Raw genomic sequence first — 16,645 nt, 5'->3', positions numbered from 1 at the left:
GATGCGCTACGCGAGCAAGGTCATCATCGTGCCGGGTTACGGCATGGCGGTTGCCGGCGCGCAGCACAAGGTATGGGAGATGGCGCAGTTGCTCGAAGAAGGCGGCGTCGAGGTCGTGTTCGCAATCCATCCGGTCGCGGGACGGATGCCGGGCCACATGAACGTGCTGCTCGCGGAAGCGGGCGTGCCGTACGACAAGATCTTCGACCTGGAGGAGATCAACGCCGACTTCCCGCAGGCGGACGTCGCGCTCGTGATCGGCGCGAACGACGTCGTGAACCCGGTCGCGCGCACCGACAAGTCGAGCCCGATCTACGGCATGCCGATCCTCAACGTCGACATGGCGCAAAACGTCATCGTCGTCAAACGCGGCAAGGGTGCAGGCTACTCGGGCATCGAGAACGCGCTGTTCTACAAGGACAATTGCCGGATGCTTTACGGTAGCGCACAACAGGCGATCGGCGAAGTCATCACGCACGTGAAAGCGCTCGAAGTCTGAGCGGCACCGGCGCTTTCGCCCGTCTCCGCAAGGAGGCGGGCGATGACATGCGCGAGCGGAATCGCGTGGGCGTTCAGTGGCCCTTGCGGTTCCGCTGCCGTGCGAGGTAAGCGCGGAATTCGTCCGCATCCATCGGCCGGCCGAATAGCGGACCCTGCTGAAGCCGACAGCCCAGCGCCGACAGGAATGCCTGCTGCGGCCGACTTTCGACGCCGCGGGCGAGGACATCGAGCCCGAGGATGCCGGCCATGCTGGCGATCGCTTCGACAATCGCTTCGCTGTCTTCCCGCGTCCCGACTTCCTTCACGAGCGCGGGATCGAGCTTCAGGGCCTGCACCGGATAACGTTTCAGGCGCGGAATCGACGCGAGCCCGCGCCCGAAATCGTCGATCGCGAGGCGCACCCCGAGGTCGTGCAACGCGTTCAACGTCGCGAGAACCTTGCCGTTTTCTTCGTTCAGCACCCGTTCGTCGAGATCCAGTTCGAGCCGTGTCGCAGGTAGTCCCGAAGTCGTCAGCGCATGGCGCACGCGCTCGGCAAGGTCGCCGCGGATGAGCTGCTCGATCGCGATGTTGACCGTGACGCGAGTCGCGTCCGGGCCGTCTGGCCAGGCGGTTGCGCGGGCACACGCCGCATGCAGCACCCAGTCCCCCATCTGGTCGAGAAGACCGGTGGCACTCGCAATGCCGACGAAACGCTGAAACGGAATCAGCCCGAGCTCGGGGTGATTCCATCGCAACAGCGCTTCGCCGCCGCACACCCTGTCGTCGCGGGCGTCAACAAGAGGCTGGAAGTGCACGTCGAGCTGGTCGAGGTCGACTGCATGCCGCATCGGATGGTCGAACGTGGGGCGCGGCAGGTCGGGCAGGTCGTGCATCAGGACGACCGCGCCTGGCCGGCTCGCCGACTCGATGGGATAGGTCAGCACTTCCGCCTTGAAGCTGCTTCCATCCTTGCGGCGGTGTTGCCACACGCCCGATTCAACGGCCGCCCGGTCCGCATCCGGTTCAGCACGTAGATCAGCGATCCGCATTCCGCACAACGCCGCCTTCGAGTAACCGTAAGCCGCGGCCGCGGCCTTGTTGGCTGCGAAGATCCGCAGGTCGGCGCCCTGGCACAGAAGCGTCGGCAGCGGGCTGTCGGCGAACATGCGTTCGAGGGAGTCGTCGCTCGCAGCGTCCGCGGCCGGTCGCGCCTTCGCTCCCTTCTGTCTTGTCGCGGCGCCCGGCGATGGCGGCAGGATCAGCAGGCGCCAACCGGGTCGGGGGCCCGGAAGCACGCGGGCCCTAACCATGCCCGCGCCTTTCGGCTTCGTCAGCCGCGCGAGCGAAGCTTCGCCCGAGGCCGGCCAGACGATGCCGATACGGGAGGAGAGGGTCTGGCCGACGAGGTCCGAGCGCTCCAGGTCGAGCGTCTTCAGTGCCGCGGCGTTGGCCGCGGCGACTTTGCCGTTGTCGTCGACGACGATGACTGGCTGATCGAGTGCGGCGGCGAGGCGCGGCCAGAGCAGATCGGACGAGGTCTCGTCGGCCGGTCGATCGGCCGGGCCGGCCGAGCGGTCACTCAGGATCAGCGCGTGGATGCCGGGGCGAACGCGCGGCGCAGCGATGAAGTTCAGTTCGCGGTCGCCGCCGTCCGGCAGCGCGAAGCGAAGGCTGCCCCGGTTTTCGCCTTTGATGAAGAGCCGCGCGCGCGCTTCGAGAAATTCACGCTCGGAAGGGAACAGCTCGGCGAGCGGGCGGCCCGCAATCTGACGATAATCGCGGCCGAGCAAGCGGCAGGCGGCGGAGTTCACCTCGAGGACGAGTTCGTCGCCGGTGATGATCAGGCCTTCGTCGAACAGCTCGAGGAGCGCGAGGTAAAGCCCGGTCTCCGCCCCTTCCGAGACGTCCGGGACGAAAGGTGTTCCTGAGTCTTCGCTGCCCCGCGGGCGACGGCCTGTATTCATCTCGACGGACATTCCACGCATTCTGAAAGCTTGTCAACGCAGGTTCAGAATACTTGAAGCCGTCGGACCGTATCCCCGGAAAAGCCGGGGTCGGAGGGCCTATTTCCGCCCCAGGCCGCCCAGAAGCACCGCGATCGGTCGTGGGTTGCGGCGCGACCCGCCGGGCGGGAAACCGGTGTTCGCGTCGGCGACAGCGGCGGCTTCGCGAATCGGGTGCGCCGGTTCATACGGTTTGCTGTAGTCGAATCCGTCGCTCGCGATCGTCGACTTGGCTGCGCGCCGACGGCTTTCGGACGGTCGCGCGGCTGCACCGGCTTTCGGTGGGCGCACGGACGCCGTCTCGCGCGTCGTTTCCTTCGCAATTTCTCCGGGACGCGCGGACGCGGATCCCTTCGCCTGCTTGCGGCGCGCTCCGGCGTCGAAAAAGTCGGGCTCCGGTTCGAAGCCCGGAATCACTTCCTGCGGGATCTGCAGCTTGATGAGCTTCTCGATTTCCGCGAGGTGATGCTTTTCTTCGGCCGACACGAGGGAAACCGCGTTGCCCTGCCGTCCCGCACGGCCGGTGCGACCGATGCGGTGCACGTAATCCTCGGCGGTGTGGGGCAATTCGAAGTTGATCACCGACGGCAGTTCGTCGATATCGAGGCCGCGTGCGGCGACGTCGGTCGCGACCAGCACGCGCAGCTTGCCCGACTTGAACGCTTCGAGCGTCTCGGTCCGTTGCGCCTGGCCCTTGTCGCCGTGAATCGCGTCGGCAGTGATGCCGTGACGTTCGAGAAAGTGCGACAGGCGACCGCAGGCGAGTTTGGTTGCGACGAATACGAGCGCCTGGGTATCCGGCTCGTGACGCAGCAGATGCGCGAGCAGGTTGCGCTTGAGCCCCGCCGAGACCGGATGGACCCGGTGCGTGATCGTTTCGGACACCATGTTGCGACGCGCGACTTCGATCAGCTGCGGCTCTTTCAGCATCTGGTCCGCGAGCTTCTTGATCTCGTCGGAGAAGGTCGCCGAGAACAGCAGGCTCTGGCGCGCCGCCGGGAGCAGATCGAGGATGCGGCGGATGTCGGGAATGAATCCCATGTCGAGCATGCGATCAGCTTCGTCGAGGACGAGCATCTCGACCTGCCCGAGCTGGATCGTCTTCTGCTGCACGTGGTCGAGCAGCCGCCCCGGCGTGGCGACGACGATTTCGCAGCCGTTGCGCAGGTCCTGGATCTGCGGCTTCATGTCGACGCCGCCATAGATGCAGGTCGAGCGCAGCGGAACGTGCTTGCTGTACGTCTTGACCGATTCGAACACCTGCATCGCGAGTTCGCGGGTCGGCGCAAGGATCAATGCGCGCACCGGATGACGCGCCGGACTCGTCGAAGTGCTCGCGTGGCGCGAGAGGCGCTGCAGCAGCGGCAGCGTGAATCCGGCGGTCTTGCCGGTCCCGGTCTGCGCGCCGCCCATGACGTCGCGGCCGGCGAGCACGACGGGGATCGCCTGCTGCTGGATCGGGGTGGGGGTGGTGTAACCGGTTTCGGCTACCGCGCGTAACAGCTCGGGAATCAGCCCGAGGTCGGCGAAGCTCATAGGCGCCATTCTTCCATGGAGGCCTGCCGCGCGAAGCGCGACGCCTGGAGAGGCGATTGGATGAACGATGACCGGAACGCGTGGGTTCCGGGAGGGCTCGCGCCAACCGGCAGGCCGGGTGCTTTAAAGGCAGTGATTATACATCGCGTACGCGCTTCGTTTGACAAAGAACTAATGTGCGATTAGTCAAGGGGCCCGACGCACGCCGTTTCTCCGTCAGGCCGCCGCGCTCTTCAGCGTCAGATACCCGGTAATCTCCTCACGGTCGTGATAGAGGTGCTTGAAGCGCAACTCGAACGGGCCCTGCTGCGCGAGCCGCTTCGTGATCAGCGCGCGGCATTGCTCGACCGCCTCCAGGCGCTTCTTCATCGGCAGCTTAAGGTTGAAGATCGTTCGGCGGCAGCGCCCGGTGGCGATCCACTCGGCCACGAGCGCCGCAATGCGCGTCGGCTGCTCGACCATGTCGCAGACCATCCACTCGACGGGACGGGGCGGCCGCCACGTGAAGCCGTCGGCGCGAACGTGCTCGACCATCTCGGTCGCCATCACCGATGGCGCCATCGGCCCGTTGTCGATCGCGGTCACACGCAGTCCGCGGTGTGCGAGTTGCCACGTCCACCCGCCCGGTGCGGCGCCGAGGTCGACCGCGCGCAAGCCGGGGCGCAGGCTTGCGTTCCGTTCCTCCTCGGTTAGCAGCGTGAAGATCGCTTCGGCGAGCTTCAGGGTCGAGCGGCTCGCCGCTTCGCGCAGCATCCGCAGGCGCGGAATGCCCATAGGCCAGAGCGCGGCCTTGCCGGGGAGGGCTGCGCACAGCCAGGCCGTCGTCGCGTCGGGAAAGAGGACGTGCAGCTCGGGCAAGCCTTTCGCATGCTCGCGAAACACGCCGGTCTTTTCCAGCTCGCGCTGCAGCGGTGCGGCAAACCGGCGGCAGAAGCCCGACTGTTGCTTGGCTTCGTCGGTGTCCGGCGTCTCGAGCATCAGTTCGGCAAAGCGCTGACTGGCCGCGCGCGCCGCGGTGACGATGGGTGTGGCACGGTCCCGTTCCGGCAGGTCGTCGATGCGAGCGAACCACGGCAGCAACTGGCGCGCGAAAATCAGGCTGCGCCAGTCGCAGCGTTCCGCAAGATCGACGAATGGCACCGGTTCCTGCGTTTCGAACGTCACGAAAGCCGTGTCAGGTCGGGCGCGAACGAAGCCGATCAATCCGAGTTCCGCGGCGAACTCGTCGAGCTCGGCGGCGGTTTCCTTCTCGAAACCGCTGCGGCAAAGAGCCAGCAGGCCATACGCGGCAAGGCCGAGACGATTGGGAGGCGCGAAACTCATCGTGGGGAACTCATCTGGTGGCGACCGCGGGGGCCGGGTCGCGGCGGATGATAAGCCGCGACCGAGCGCCGGCAAAATTTCGACGGGCGGCGCCGCGTCACTGAGCGGCACGGGCTGGGCGCGCGGGCGTGTCTTTCGCGGCTGGATCCGAAGCACGCGCGTCCTGCGTATCCGCGACGCTGGCCGATTGCGGGGATGCTGGCGTGGTTTCGGGAAGCTGACTCAGCCGCGGGGGCACGGACTGCATGTTGTTCTGCATCATGTAGTCGTTCATTTCCCGCCAGCCAGAGAAAACGGCCGCCTTCTGCGCCTTCGGGTTCATCGCGTAACAGTCCTCCAGTGCGCGCCCCGAATGCCGGCACGCTCCGCCGATCGCCTTGCCTTCTGCCTCGATGGCCGCAGCTTCCTTCTGCGGATCCGGCAGTTCGAGCAGAGCGCCGAGTTGGTCGCAGCCGGCAAGCATGAGTAGCAGAAGCAACGGAGTGAGGCGGGTGGCGGGCATGGGGTCGGCGGCACGGCAGGGGACTTGGATCGATTAACGTCACGGCGGACGGAATCTTGACGGAATCTATCGAATCGACGATGCCGATTCGGCCACTCCGACGGTGCAACCGGCGCTGCAAAAAATGCTGCCGAAGAACACGTAGCGCGCACCTATTTTGACGTCGGCTGCATCTATACTTCGCTCGCTGAGGCTGCTTGGGGCGGCCTGTAAAGGAAACGGGAATGCGATCGGTAACTGGAACGATAGGTAAATGGGCGGCGACGGTGCTGTGCGGAAGCGGGATTCTGATGGCCCCCGCAGCGGGCCACGCGCAGTCCGCAGCGCGCGCGCCTGCGACGGCCGTGAATTCCGCGAAGGAGATCCGGCTGGTTCATGGGTTCGCGGGCGAGCGGGAAGAGGCGCTGCGGCAGCTCGCGGCGCGCTTCAACGAGCAAAGCAAGGATTACCAGCTCAGCGTCCAGGCGGGAAGCTGGAGCGATGGAAACGTGCCGCACCTGCTGATCCTGCAAGACGAGGACCTGGACCGGTTTCTGGCAGGCAAACCGCGCTACAAGGCGGTCTCCGCCGTCATGCGCGAAGGCGGCGCGCCGCTGCAGGCGTTGAAAGCGTCCGCGATGATGCCGCGCTCGCTGCTCGATGCGAAAGGTCAGCTGCTTGCGCTGCCGGTCGGGCAGTCGACCCCGGTGCTATATATCAACCGCGCCGAGTTCGCGCGTGCCGGGCTCGACCCGAACACGCCAGTGAAAACCTGGTTCGATCTCCAGCAGGCGCTCGGCCGGCTCTTCGACGCCGGCTCGACTTGCCCTTACACGGTCTCCGAGCCCGGTCGAGTGATGGTCGAGAACACGAGCGCGTGGCACAACGAGCCGGTTTCCGCGCGAGAAGGCAAGGGTGAGCGGCCGTCCTTCAACGGCATGCTTCAGGTCAAGCACGTGGCCATGATGGCGAGCTGGCACCGTGCGCGTTATCTGCGTATTTTTGAGGGCGAAAGGGAAGCCGAACAGAAATTCGCGTCGGGAGAATGCGCCGTAATCGCGGCGCCGTCGGCGAGCTGGACGGATTTCCGCCGCAAGGCGAAGTTCGAGGTCGGCATCGCGTCCCTGCCCTACCACGACGATTTCTCGGGCGCGCCGCAGAACACCCTTGCCGACGGCGCGGCGCTGTGGGTCGCGGCGGGCAAGAAGCCGGCCGAATACAAGGCCGTCGCGCGGTTCATCGCTTTCTGGCTGCAACCCGAGAACCAGGTCGCATGGCAGCACGAGTCGGGCTATCTGCCGCTCGATCGCTCGGGCGTCTTCGCGGCGCAGAGCGAAGCGCTCGGGCCGGATCTCGAAAACGTGAAGGTCGCGGTGGCGCAGTTGAACAACAAGCCCGCGACGCTCGATTCGGGCGCGTCGTCGGTCCTCGGACGTGCGCGCGTGCTGAGCATCGTCGACGAAGAGCTCAGGGCCGTCTGGGCCGACCGCAAGCCTGCGAAGGAAGCCCTGGATACCGCGGTAACGCGCGTGCGAGCGCTGGTGCCCGCGGTTCGCTGAGTCGCGCGATGTCCCGTTGGCCCCTCGCGCGGGTGCTCGCGCATCGATGCGGAGGGGGGCTGGCGCCGGAAAACACCTTGGCAGGTCTTGACGTCGCCGCATCGCTCGATTGCGGCGGCGTCGAGTTCGACGTGATGCTGAGCGGCAGCGGCTCGCCGGTGCTGATTCATGACGAGACGCTCGAGCGGACCACCGACGGGCGGGGCTATGTCGCGGAGACTCCGGACGACCGCCTGAGACAATTCGACGCGGGGCGCTGGTTTGGCGAGCGTTTCGGGGGCGAGCGGATCCCCACGCTGAAGCAGGCGGCGGACCGGTGCATCGCCCTCGGGCTGTCGGTGAATCTGGAGATCAAGCCTTCCCACGGGGCTGACGAGGTGACGGGGCGCGTCGTTGCAAGCGACGCCTTGACGTTGTGGGCGAATGCTCATGTTCCGCCGTTGCTGTCGTCGTTCTCGGCGGATGCCTTGAGCGCTGCCGCGAAGGCAGCGCCGGCGCTCCAGCGCGGCCTGCTCGTCGAGCGAATTCCCGCCGACTGGCTGGAGCGCTGCAGGAGCGTCGGGGCAGTCGCGCTGCATGCCGACGCGCATCATCTAACGTTCGATGTCGTCGCAAGAGTGCGCGCTTGCGGCTTGCGCGTAGCGGCTTATACGGTGAACGACCCATGCCGGGCGTACGAGCTCTTCGGCTGGGGCGTGGATTGCGTGATCACCGATCGCCCCGACATCGTGCAAAGCAGGGATTCGGACCACACGGGCCCGCCCTCCGCCGCCGAAACACAGAATGGCTTTCCGGGGTGCTTTCCTTGACGGCGCGCCGGCCGCCCCCCTAACATCCGCCTTTTTCCGGTGAGCGCGCCCTTGTCCCTCCAGCAGCTCTACGCACCGATAGCCGCCGACATGCAGGCGGTCGATGCGGTCATCCGTCAGCGTCTGCACTCTGACGTCGTCCTTATCCGCCAGGTTGCGGAATACATCGTTCAGAGTGGCGGCAAGCGGCTGCGACCGGCACTGGTGTTGTTCTCGGCGTGCGCGCTGGGTTACCAGGGGCGCCACCATCACGAACTCGCGGCGGTGGTCGAATTCATTCATACGGCGACCCTGCTGCACGACGACGTTGTCGACGAGTCCGAGTTGCGCCGCGGCAACAGGACCGCGAACGCGTTGTTCGGCAATGGTGCGTCGGTTCTCGTCGGGGATTTCCTCTACACGCGCGCGTTCCAGATGATGGTCGGTGTCGACAATATGCGGGTCATGCAGGTGCTGGCCGATGCGACGAACGTCATCGCCGAAGGCGAAGTGCTGCAGCTGCTCAATTGCCACAACGCGGACGTCGAGATCGAGGACTACCTTCGCGTGATCCGCTACAAGACCGCAAAGCTCTTCGAAGCGGCGACCCGTCTCGGCGCGATTCTCGGCGGCGCCGAGCGCGGTCTCGAAGAAAAACTCGCCGCCTTCGGTATGCATCTCGGGACGGCGTTCCAGCTGATCGACGATGTACTCGACTACTCGTCCGACGAAGCGGCAACCGGCAAGCATCTCGGTGACGATCTCGCCGAGGGCAAGCCGACGCTGCCGCTGATCCATGTGATGAAGCAAGGCAGTGCCGAGCAAGCCACGATCGTGCGCAGCGCGATCGAGAACGGGGGCCGCGACGACTTCCAGCGCGTCCTCCACGCGATCCGGGAAACCGGCGCGCTCGACGAGACTCGCCGCTACGCGCGGGCCGAAGCCGCGCGGGCAAGCGCCGCGTTGGATGCACTCCCCTCTTCCATTTTCAAAGATACGCTGCTACAATTGTCGGACTTTGCAGTTGAAAGAAATTATTGATTTCTGCAGAGGTGTCGGGGAATAGCTCAGCCTGGTAGAGCACTGCGTTCGGGACGCAGGGGCCGGAGGTTCGAATCCTCTTTCCCCGACCAAGGATTCATCAAAATAGCCGCTCACTAGAGCGGCTTTTTTGTTTTGTGCCTTCGGAGCAGCATCTTTGCCGGAAGGGCGGTTTTCCACTTCGTGGCATTGTGGGAGCGAGTCGAACTGCGAGGGTGGCGCCGGCAATTCCGATAGCCCGCCTACGTGGACAAAAGTGGAAGTGTGCCTGAAAGCGACAGTCGTTTACGGCGGCTGCCTCGGCAGGCTCCAGTCCCACGATCGCGTCGGGGAGTTTTCGAGCAGCTTGATCGGACGCGACGCGCGGAGGGCGCTCAGCTTGCTCTACAGCGCGTGGGGATGACGTGCAGGGGTATCGGCCTGCAAACTGGCGCGAGCCGTAGCGAAAGCGCTTTTCCCGAAGTTCTCCTTTGATAGTTCGGGTGTGTCGCGCTGCTCGGTCTTGCACGACGACTGCGCTGCCGATCGTCCTCCGCCGCTTACGGAACCCGCCTGTACCGCGGGGCGAGAAGGGCGAAGGTGTGGCATTCGTCGCCTGCTTAATGCTTCCGTCAGACATAACAAAAAGGCCTGCACGATGTGCAGGCCTTTAGTGTTTGGTTGCGGGGGTAGGATTTGAACCTACGACCTTCGGGTTATGAGCCCGACGAGCTGCCAGACTGCTCCACCCCGCGTCGGAGAAACAGAACTATAGCTTGATCTATCTTCCAGGTCAAGAACTTTGACGAACTTTATTCGGAGGCGTTCGCCGCCGGGGCGAGAGGGTCCGGCGACGCGGCGCGAATTCCTGCGGCGGGTGAGGTCGCATCCGGCCGTCCCCACCCGCCGTCCCCTTACCCGCGCGCTTTCGCGACCTGACGCCAACGGTGCAGCAGCGGCTCGGTGTAGCCGCTCGGCTGCGCGCAACCCTTGAAGATCAGGTCCTTCGCTGCCTGGAATGCGACCGACTTGTCGAAGTCGGCGGCCATCGGGCGGTACAGCGGGTCGCCCGCGTTCTGCTGGTCGACGATCGCCGCCATGCGCTTCAGGGTCTCCGTCACCTGTGCTTCGTTCGTCACGCCGTGGCGCAGCCAGTTCGCGATGTGCTGGCTGGAGATGCGCAGCGTGGCGCGGTCTTCCATCAGGCCGATGTTGTTGATGTCGGGCACCTTCGAGCATCCGACACCCTGGTCGACCCAGCGCACGACGTAGCCGAGGATGCCCTGCGCATTGTTGTCGAGCTCCTGCTGGATCGCTTCGGCGCTCCAGTCCGCCTTCGGCGCCACCGGGATCGTGAGCAGGTCGTTCATCAACTTGTCACGTTCTGCGTCGAGGCTGATCTTTTCCATCTCCTGCTGGACGGCCTGGACGTCGACCTGGTGGTAATGCAGCGCGTGCAGCGTGGCACCCGTCGGCGACGGCACCCATGCCGTCGTCGCGCCGGCTTTCGGATGGCCGATCTTCTGCTTCAGCATTTCGGCCATCAGGTCGGGCATCGCCCACATGCCCTTGCCGATCTGCGCCTTGCCCCGCAGTCCGCAGGCGAGGCCGATGAGCACGTTCTGGCGCTCGTAAGCCTGGATCCACGCGGACGACTTCATGTCGCCCTTGCGGATCATCGGGCCGGCTTCCATCGACGTGTGCATCTCGTCACCGGTGCGGTCGAGGAAGCCGGTGTTGATGAACGCGACGCGCGATTCGGCGGCCTTGATGCACGCGGCGAGGTTCACCGAGGTGCGGCGCTCCTCGTCCATGATGCCCATCTTGACGGTGTTCGCCGGCAGGCCGAGCAGCTGTTCGACGCGGCCGAAGAGCTCGCTCGCGAACGCGACTTCCGCCGGCCCGTGCATCTTCGGTTTGACGATATACACGCTGCCAGTGCGCGAGTTGCCCTTGCGCTCGAGGTCGCGCAGTGCGACCAGCACGGAGACGACGCCGTCCATGATGCCTTCGGGAATCTCCGAGCCATCGGCGAGCAGGATCGCGGGGTTCGTCATCAGGTGGCCGACGTTACGGATGAAGAGCAGCGAGCGGCCATGCAGGCGCAGCGTGCCCCCGTTCGGTGCGGTGTACTCGCGGTCCGGGTTCATCCGGCGCTCGACCGTCTGGCCGCCCTTCTCGAAGGTTTCGACGAGCTCGCCGGTCATCAGGCCGAGCCAGCTGCGATAGGCGAGGACCTTGTCCTCGGCGTCGACGGCGGCGACTGAGTCTTCGCAGTCCATGATCGTCGACACGGCGGCTTCGACGACGACGTCCTTGATGCCCGCGGCGTCCGTCTTGCCGATCGGGTGGCTGCGGTCGAACTGGATGTCGAGATGCAGGCCGTTGTTCTTCAGCAGGACTGCGGAAGGCGCATCCGGGGCGCCGTGATAGCCGACGAATTTCGCCGGGTCCGCGAGGCCGGTCTGGCTTCCGTCCTTCAGGGTGACGACCAGCTTGCCGCCGCTGACGGTGTAGGCGGTCGCGACGTCATGGCTGCCCTGCGCGAGGGGTGCTGCCTGGTTCAGCACGTTGCGCGCAAACGCGATCACGCGCGCGCCGCGGACGGGGTTGTAGCTCGCGCCGATCTCAGCGCCGCCGTCGGTCGGAATCGCATCCGTGCCATACAGCGCGTCGTACAGGCTGCCCCAGCGTGCGTTGGCCGCGTTCAGCGCGTAGCGCGCGTTCATGATCGGCACGACGAGTTGCGGACCGGCCTGTTCGCCGATCTCGATATCGACGTTGGCGGTGCTGACCTTGAACGGGGCCGGCACCGGCTGCAGGTAGCCGATCGACTCCAGGAACGCGCGGTAGGCGGGCATGTCCTGGATCGGCCCCGGATGCGCGCGGTGCCAGTTGTCGATTTCCGCCTGCAGTCGATCACGCTCGGCGAGCAGCGCGCGGTTCTTCACGGCGAGTTCGTTCGCGAGGTCGCTGAAGCCTTTCCAGAACGCCGTGCCGTCGATCCCGGTGCCGGGCAGGGCCTCGTTCTCGATGAAGCGGTGCAGCAGCGCGTCCACCTGGAGCTGATTACATTGGATTCGTTCGGTCATGATGTCTCGCCCTTTATTGCAGATAGGTCGTGGAGAAATAGTAGACGGTCAGGGTCGTGCCGACCGCGATGATGAAGCGCCGAAGCCAGATTGCCGGGATCCTTCTCGCCCCGACCGCGCCCCAATATCCACCCGCCGCAGCCGTCGTCAGCATGACGAGGGTGTGCGGCCAGCTCACCGCGCCGGCGGCGACGAAGGTGACGACGGCGACGCTGTAGATGACGGCCGACAGCCAGTTCTTCAGCGCGTTGATGTCGTGGATGTCGCGATGGCCCTGGATCGCGAGCGCCGCGATCATCACGATGCCCATTCCCGCGCCGAAGAAGCCGCCGTAGACCGAGACGCCGAGCTGGAACAGCAGCCCGCCCGCGCTCGCGTGCGACGGGCCGGCTTCGGCCTGCTGGCGCATGCGAGCGAGCAGTGCGGCGATTCGGCCGCTCCCGGCGAACATCACGGTGGCGACCAGCAGTAGCCACGGAATCAGCTTCGAAAACGTATCGTCGCGCGTCGATAGCAGCAGAATTCCGCCGGCCACACCGCCCACGAGCGCGACGACCGTTAGTGCGGGCAAACCGACCCGGAAACGCGCGAGTTCGCGCCGGTAGGCGTAGGCGCCCGACAGACTCGCCGGCCAAAGTGCCACCGCATTGCTCGCGTTGGCGACGACCGGCGGCACGCCGATCGCGAGCAAGGCGGGAAACGAGAAGAACGTGCCGCCCCCGGCCACCGAGTTCATCGCGCCGGCCATCGCCGCACCGAGACCGATGATCAGGATCTCGTTCAGCGTCATGTGCGGGCAGCGGGGCGGTAGCGCGACTGGACAAAGTCGATGATCTCGGTCAGCCGCTGGCCGGTCGCGGAGGGCTCCACGCCGAGCTCTTCGAGCGGGAGCCCCGCCCGGTTGATCCAGAACGTCGTATAACCGAACCACGTCGCGCCGGCCGCGTCCCACCCGTTCGACGACACGAACAGGATCTCGCGCGCGGCGCAGCCGAACGCGTCGGGGCCGAGCTGGTAAGCGGCTGCGGACGTCTTGTATTGCCGCACGGCGTCGACCGACAGAACGTGGTCGAAGAGCCCGTTCATGCCGGCGCTCTTGATCGCGACGTCGAGCATTTCAGGTGTGCCGTTCGAGAGGACGGCCATCGGAACCCCGAGTTCGCGGAGCATTCTGAGCGCGCCGAGGTTCTCGGGAAAGGGCGACAGGCACGCGTACTGATTCATCAACTGGCGTTGCTGCGCTTCGGTCATCGCAATGCCGAGCTTCCTGCACGCGAAGACGAGCGCATCCCCGGTGATTTCGTAGAAGGGCCGATAGCGGCCGGACAGCGTGCGCAGCAAGCTGTATTCGATCTGCTTCAGCCGCCACAGCGCGGCGAGCGAATCGCCTTTTCCCGGGAACAACTGTTCGGCCAGCGCCCCGACGGAATAGACGTCGAACAAGGTGCCGTAGGCATCGAAGGCGATCGCGCGGATGGTTTCGTTTTTCATCGGGTCCCTTGGGGGCGCCTTTGCAGCCGGCTCGTGCCGGCTGCGGGCGTCTTGGTGTCGGGTAGCGTCTCCTCCACCCTTCAGTTGCCGACGAGTGTATTGATATCATCCAGAAGACAGAAGACCTGCTATGGTCAATTTATCTTTTACTAAAAGTATGAAATGGACGCATTCAAGCAGGTCGAAAGCTTTGTCAGCGTCGCGAGTCGAGGAAGCCTTTCCGCCGCCGCTCGCGCGGAAGGCGTGACGCCGGCTGTCGTCGGGCGTCGTCTCGACGCGCTCGAGCAACGCCTCGGCGTCAAGTTGCTGACCCGCACCACGCGCAGCATCTCGCTGACCTTCGAGGGCGCCGCGTTTCTCGAGGATTGCCAGCGCATCCTCAACGACCTCGCGAACGCGGAGGCGTCGGTGAGCCTGGGCGGGGTGAAGGCGAGCGGCCACCTGCGGATTTCCGCGCCCGCCGGCTTCGGCCGCGTCCATGTCGCACCGCTGATACGGGAATTCCTCGACATGAACCCGGACGTTTCATGCAGCCTCGACCTGACGGACCGCCTCGTCGATCTGGTGAACGAGGGCATCGACTGCGCGATCCGCATCGGCGAATTGCCCGATTCGAGCCTCGTCTCGATCCGGCTCGCCGACAACCGGCGCGTCGTCGTCGCGAGTCCCGCCTATTTCGATCGACATCCGCCGCCCGCTAGCCCGCAGGACCTCGCGGCCCACAACTGCCTTCCGCTCGGGCAGCAGCGCGGATGGGTGTTCCGCGACGAAGACGGCGCGGTCGCAACGGTAAAAGTCAGCGGCCGGCTGGAATGCAATGACGGCGTCGTGCTGCACGAATGGGCGCTCGCCGGGCAGGGGCTCGCCTGGCGGTCCCTGTGGGAAGTCGACGCCGACTTGCGCGCCGGCCGGCTCGTCTCGGTGCTCGACGAGTTCGCGGCGCCGGTGACCGGGATCTACGCGATGTTTCCGCAGCGCAAGCACCTCGCGCTGCGCGTCCGCTTGCTGATCGACCACCTGAAAAACCACTACGGTCGACCGGATTACTGGGGTTCGGGGAGCTGAGGCCGGATCTGGCGGGCCTTTCGGTGCGACCCGCGAACCGCGCGCGGCGGCCAAGTTTCGGCGATCCGCGGGGAAGTCGAGTGATGTGACAAGCAACAGTTGAACCCGGCGCGCGCCTGAGGTATATTTCGCCGCCTTAGCTGCTGTAGCTCAGTCGGTAGAGCAACTGATTCGTAATCAGTAGGTCACCAGTTCGATTCCGGTCAGCAGCACCATAGATTCAAGCACTTAGGCCAGATCTTCGGATCTGGCCTTTTGCTTTTCAGAGTTTGGGGAACGGCTGGGTGTAACGCCGCGCGCGCTTTGTCACCGATTTGCGCGGCTTTTGGCACGGCTGATCACTCGTCTCCGAGCGGCGTTTTTCAGCTGGCGCGATCGCCTCGGTGAGCGAGTCGCCGGCGCGCCTTTCGGTACTCCGAAAAGACGCGCGGCCTCGCCCCATTTATAACGGGCAGAGGCCCCGGCCCCCTTCTTACCTCGAACTCTAGTGGGCGGTCTCGTCGAGGACGGAAAGCACGACTTTTCGCTCGATCGCGTCGAGCGCGGCTTCGACGGCGGCGGGCTCGCGGGGACGGTCGGAGGATTCGAGATACCGAACCATGAGCGAAGCCGTGCTGTGCCCGCGGCTGGCCGCCTTCGAGATCCAGTCGGCGCCGGTCTTCTCGTCCGCAGGCACGCCCTTGCCCGAGATGTAGCAGCGGCCGAGCCAGTGCATCGCTTCGGCGTGGTACTGACCGGCTGCAGCTTCGAGCCACGGCAGCGCGGACTCGGCGTAGTCCTGTGCGAGAAACATCAGCGCGAGATCGCACTGTGCGTCCGGGTCGCCCGCATCGGCGGCGACAACGAGTTCGCCGTCATCGGGGGAAAGGCGCAGCCGGGACAGCGCGATGGCATCGTCGAGCGCTACTCCGGTCCGTTCACCCGCGCCGGCCGAGAGCGCTCGAAGCATCCCGTCGGCGACCCGCCGCCACAGCGTGCGCTTGCTGAGTCCTGAGAGAGACGCGGCGGTATTGAGGGAGATGTAATGCATGGTGCGCTCGATCAGGCTGGGTGAGGAGCACACAGTTTATCCCCTCTGGCATAGGGTCTGGGTGCCGACCGTCGCCACTTCGCCGCCGCGTGGCACAAGGGGGCGCGACAATTGATGCCTTTGGCACGGGGGGGCGCGACGTCACGCGGCGCTGTCACAGCGTGAGTAGCGCCAGACGCCCCAGTCAGGCCGAATTTCCGGCTGGCACGCCCCTTGCGAATATGTAGCCAAGCGGATCTTCCGTGGCACATCTCTCAAAGGGGAACATCATGAAAAAGGTTCAACAAGGTTTCACGCTGATCGAACTGATGATCGTCGTCGCGATCATCGGCATCTTGGCAGCGGTGGCGCTGCCCGCGTATCAGGATTACACAAACAAGGCTAAAGCGTCGGAGGTCGTACTCGCAGCGAGCGCGGCTCGAACTTGTGTATCGGAAATCAACCAGGGGGCAAAAGACCTTACTAAAGCGGACTACACGGCGTGCAGCAATACTGAAAAAACTCAGTATGTTAGCAAAGTAGACGTAACTGCAGCTGGAGTGATCACCGCCACGGGTACTCTTGTCGCAGCCGACGACACCACGGTTACTCTTACCCCAGACGCGTTGGCGAACGTCGGCCCTATCACTGCCTGGACCTGCACGGGGACGCCGAAGGAGTGGATGCCGGGAAGCTGCAAGTAAGTCGAAAACAGGGGGCGTAAATGCCCCCACAATTTACGGCAAAGAGACCGCTTCGGCGGTCTTTATGTTTTTGACCTGGACTGGGGGCGCT

The 16,645-nt window shown here is 65.2% G+C and carries 14 protein-coding genes and 3 tRNA genes; 8 read left to right on the top strand and 9 right to left on the bottom strand.

The annotated features are described in order from the left end of the window. The coding region (locus ROZ37_RS21315) for an NAD(P)(+) transhydrogenase (Re/Si-specific) subunit beta (RefSeq protein ID WP_312662686.1) at positions 1 to 499 on the top strand (499 nt) is incomplete at its 5' end. Positions 500 to 572: 73 nt separating this feature from the next. Here ROZ37_RS21315 and ROZ37_RS21310 read toward each other — a convergent pair. The 4 genes from ROZ37_RS21310 to ROZ37_RS21295 form a co-directional block, all read right to left on the bottom strand. Continuing rightward, positions 573 to 2,447, bottom strand: a complete 1,875-nt coding sequence (locus ROZ37_RS21310; protein WP_312662685.1) for an EAL domain-containing protein — start codon at positions 2,445 to 2,447, stop codon at positions 573 to 575. Positions 2,448 to 2,546: 99 nt separating this feature from the next. Continuing rightward, positions 2,547 to 4,022 (bottom strand): DEAD/DEAH box helicase, encoded by a 1,476-nt coding sequence (locus tag ROZ37_RS21305; protein WP_312662683.1) that lies wholly within the window; start codon positions 4,020 to 4,022, stop codon positions 2,547 to 2,549. 216 nt (positions 4,023 to 4,238) lie between these two features. Further along, complete coding sequence (gene rlmM, locus ROZ37_RS21300) at positions 4,239 to 5,345, bottom strand: 23S rRNA (cytidine(2498)-2'-O)-methyltransferase RlmM (protein WP_312662681.1); 1,107 nt, start codon at positions 5,343 to 5,345, stop codon at positions 4,239 to 4,241. Between the two features lie 97 nt (positions 5,346 to 5,442). Then, a complete protein-coding gene (locus ROZ37_RS21295; protein WP_312662679.1) occupies positions 5,443 to 5,847 on the bottom strand; it encodes a hypothetical protein in 405 nt (134 codons plus the stop codon). Positions 5,848 to 6,137: 290 nt separating this feature from the next. Between ROZ37_RS21295 and ROZ37_RS21290 the strand changes: the two genes are divergently transcribed. The 4 genes from ROZ37_RS21290 (at position 6,138) to ROZ37_RS21275 (ending at position 9,306) form a co-directional block, all read left to right on the top strand. Then, positions 6,138 to 7,385: an extracellular solute-binding protein gene (locus ROZ37_RS21290; protein ID WP_409449986.1), complete on the top strand. Its 1,248-nt coding sequence runs from the start codon at positions 6,138 to 6,140 to the stop codon at positions 7,383 to 7,385. 8 nt (positions 7,386 to 7,393) lie between these two features. Then, positions 7,394 to 8,194, top strand: a complete 801-nt coding sequence (ugpQ, locus tag ROZ37_RS21285) for a glycerophosphodiester phosphodiesterase (RefSeq protein WP_312662675.1) — start codon at positions 7,394 to 7,396, stop codon at positions 8,192 to 8,194. 51 nt (positions 8,195 to 8,245) lie between these two features. Further along, positions 8,246 to 9,214: a polyprenyl synthetase family protein gene (locus tag ROZ37_RS21280; protein WP_409449984.1), complete on the top strand. Its 969-nt coding sequence runs from the start codon at positions 8,246 to 8,248 to the stop codon at positions 9,212 to 9,214. A gap of 15 nt (positions 9,215 to 9,229) precedes the next feature. After that, positions 9,230 to 9,306: transfer RNA gene (locus ROZ37_RS21275), tRNA-Pro, on the top strand. A gap of 565 nt (positions 9,307 to 9,871) precedes the next feature. On the opposite strand, the gene ROZ37_RS21270 is transcribed toward ROZ37_RS21275, so the two are convergent. From ROZ37_RS21270 to ROZ37_RS21255, 4 genes are all read right to left on the bottom strand, one after another. After that, positions 9,872 to 9,948, bottom strand: a tRNA-Met gene (locus ROZ37_RS21270). Between the two features lie 159 nt (positions 9,949 to 10,107). Further along, the gene (locus ROZ37_RS21265) at positions 10,108 to 12,285 is read right to left on the bottom strand and encodes a malate synthase G (RefSeq protein ID WP_312662674.1); all 2,178 of its coding nucleotides are present in this window, start codon (positions 12,283 to 12,285) and stop codon (positions 10,108 to 10,110) included. 13 nt (positions 12,286 to 12,298) lie between these two features. After that, positions 12,299 to 13,075: a sulfite exporter TauE/SafE family protein gene (locus ROZ37_RS21260; RefSeq protein ID WP_312662672.1), complete on the bottom strand. Its 777-nt coding sequence runs from the start codon at positions 13,073 to 13,075 to the stop codon at positions 12,299 to 12,301. Beyond that, positions 13,072 to 13,776, bottom strand: coding sequence for a haloacid dehalogenase type II (locus ROZ37_RS21255; RefSeq protein WP_312662670.1), 705 nt, complete (start codon positions 13,774 to 13,776; stop codon positions 13,072 to 13,074). The genes ROZ37_RS21260 and ROZ37_RS21255 overlap by 4 nt, the downstream gene beginning before the upstream one ends. A gap of 162 nt (positions 13,777 to 13,938) precedes the next feature. Between ROZ37_RS21255 and ROZ37_RS21250 the strand changes: the two genes are divergently transcribed. Together ROZ37_RS21250 and ROZ37_RS21245 are read left to right on the top strand one after the other, a co-directional pair. Next, complete coding sequence (locus ROZ37_RS21250) at positions 13,939 to 14,841, top strand: LysR family transcriptional regulator (protein WP_312662669.1); 903 nt, start codon at positions 13,939 to 13,941, stop codon at positions 14,839 to 14,841. 139 nt (positions 14,842 to 14,980) lie between these two features. Continuing rightward, positions 14,981 to 15,056 (top strand) — tRNA-Thr (locus ROZ37_RS21245). Positions 15,057 to 15,325: 269 nt separating this feature from the next. Here ROZ37_RS21245 and ROZ37_RS21240 read toward each other — a convergent pair. Next, positions 15,326 to 15,871 carry a hypothetical protein gene (locus ROZ37_RS21240; RefSeq protein WP_312662667.1) on the bottom strand — a complete coding sequence of 182 codons (546 nt, stop codon included), beginning with the start codon at positions 15,869 to 15,871 and terminating at the stop codon, positions 15,326 to 15,328. A gap of 269 nt (positions 15,872 to 16,140) precedes the next feature. Between ROZ37_RS21240 and ROZ37_RS21235 the strand changes: the two genes are divergently transcribed. Further along, positions 16,141 to 16,554 carry a prepilin-type N-terminal cleavage/methylation domain-containing protein gene (locus ROZ37_RS21235; RefSeq protein WP_312662666.1) on the top strand — a complete coding sequence of 138 codons (414 nt, stop codon included), beginning with the start codon at positions 16,141 to 16,143 and terminating at the stop codon, positions 16,552 to 16,554. The last annotated feature ends 91 nt before the right edge of the window (positions 16,555 to 16,645 follow it).

Source organism: Aromatoleum sp. (genome assembly GCF_032027225.1).
In the GTDB taxonomy this organism is placed as follows: Bacteria; Pseudomonadota; Gammaproteobacteria; order Burkholderiales; family Rhodocyclaceae; genus Aromatoleum.
This window is presented reverse-complemented; position numbering and strand designations above follow the sequence as displayed.

What these genes read in the sequence shown, in the direction of transcription:
- rlmM (WP_312662681.1), bottom strand. Translation starts at nt 5,345, where the DNA reads ATGAGTTTCGCGCCTCCCAATCGTCTCGGCCTTGCCGCGTATGGCCTG.
- ROZ37_RS21235 (WP_312662666.1), top strand. Translation starts at nt 16,141, where the DNA reads ATGAAAAAGGTTCAACAAGGTTTCACGCTGATCGAACTGATGATCGTC.
- ROZ37_RS21295 (WP_312662679.1), bottom strand. Translation starts at nt 5,847, where the DNA reads ATGCCCGCCACCCGCCTCACTCCGTTGCTTCTGCTACTCATGCTTGCC.
- ugpQ (WP_312662675.1), top strand. Translation starts at nt 7,394, where the DNA reads ATGTCCCGTTGGCCCCTCGCGCGGGTGCTCGCGCATCGATGCGGAGGG.
- ROZ37_RS21260 (WP_312662672.1), bottom strand. Translation starts at nt 13,075, where the DNA reads ATGACGCTGAACGAGATCCTGATCATCGGTCTCGGTGCGGCGATGGCC.
- ROZ37_RS21265 (WP_312662674.1), bottom strand. Translation starts at nt 12,285, where the DNA reads ATGACCGAACGAATCCAATGTAATCAGCTCCAGGTGGACGCGCTGCTG.
- ROZ37_RS21255 (WP_312662670.1), bottom strand. Translation starts at nt 13,776, where the DNA reads ATGAAAAACGAAACCATCCGCGCGATCGCCTTCGATGCCTACGGCACC.
- ROZ37_RS21290 (WP_409449986.1), top strand. Translation starts at nt 6,138, where the DNA reads ATGGCCCCCGCAGCGGGCCACGCGCAGTCCGCAGCGCGCGCGCCTGCG.
- ROZ37_RS21250 (WP_312662669.1), top strand. Translation starts at nt 13,939, where the DNA reads ATGGACGCATTCAAGCAGGTCGAAAGCTTTGTCAGCGTCGCGAGTCGA.
- ROZ37_RS21305 (WP_312662683.1), bottom strand. Translation starts at nt 4,022, where the DNA reads ATGAGCTTCGCCGACCTCGGGCTGATTCCCGAGCTGTTACGCGCGGTA.
- ROZ37_RS21240 (WP_312662667.1), bottom strand. Translation starts at nt 15,871, where the DNA reads ATGCATTACATCTCCCTCAATACCGCCGCGTCTCTCTCAGGACTCAGC.
- ROZ37_RS21310 (WP_312662685.1), bottom strand. Translation starts at nt 2,447, where the DNA reads ATGAATACAGGCCGTCGCCCGCGGGGCAGCGAAGACTCAGGAACACCT.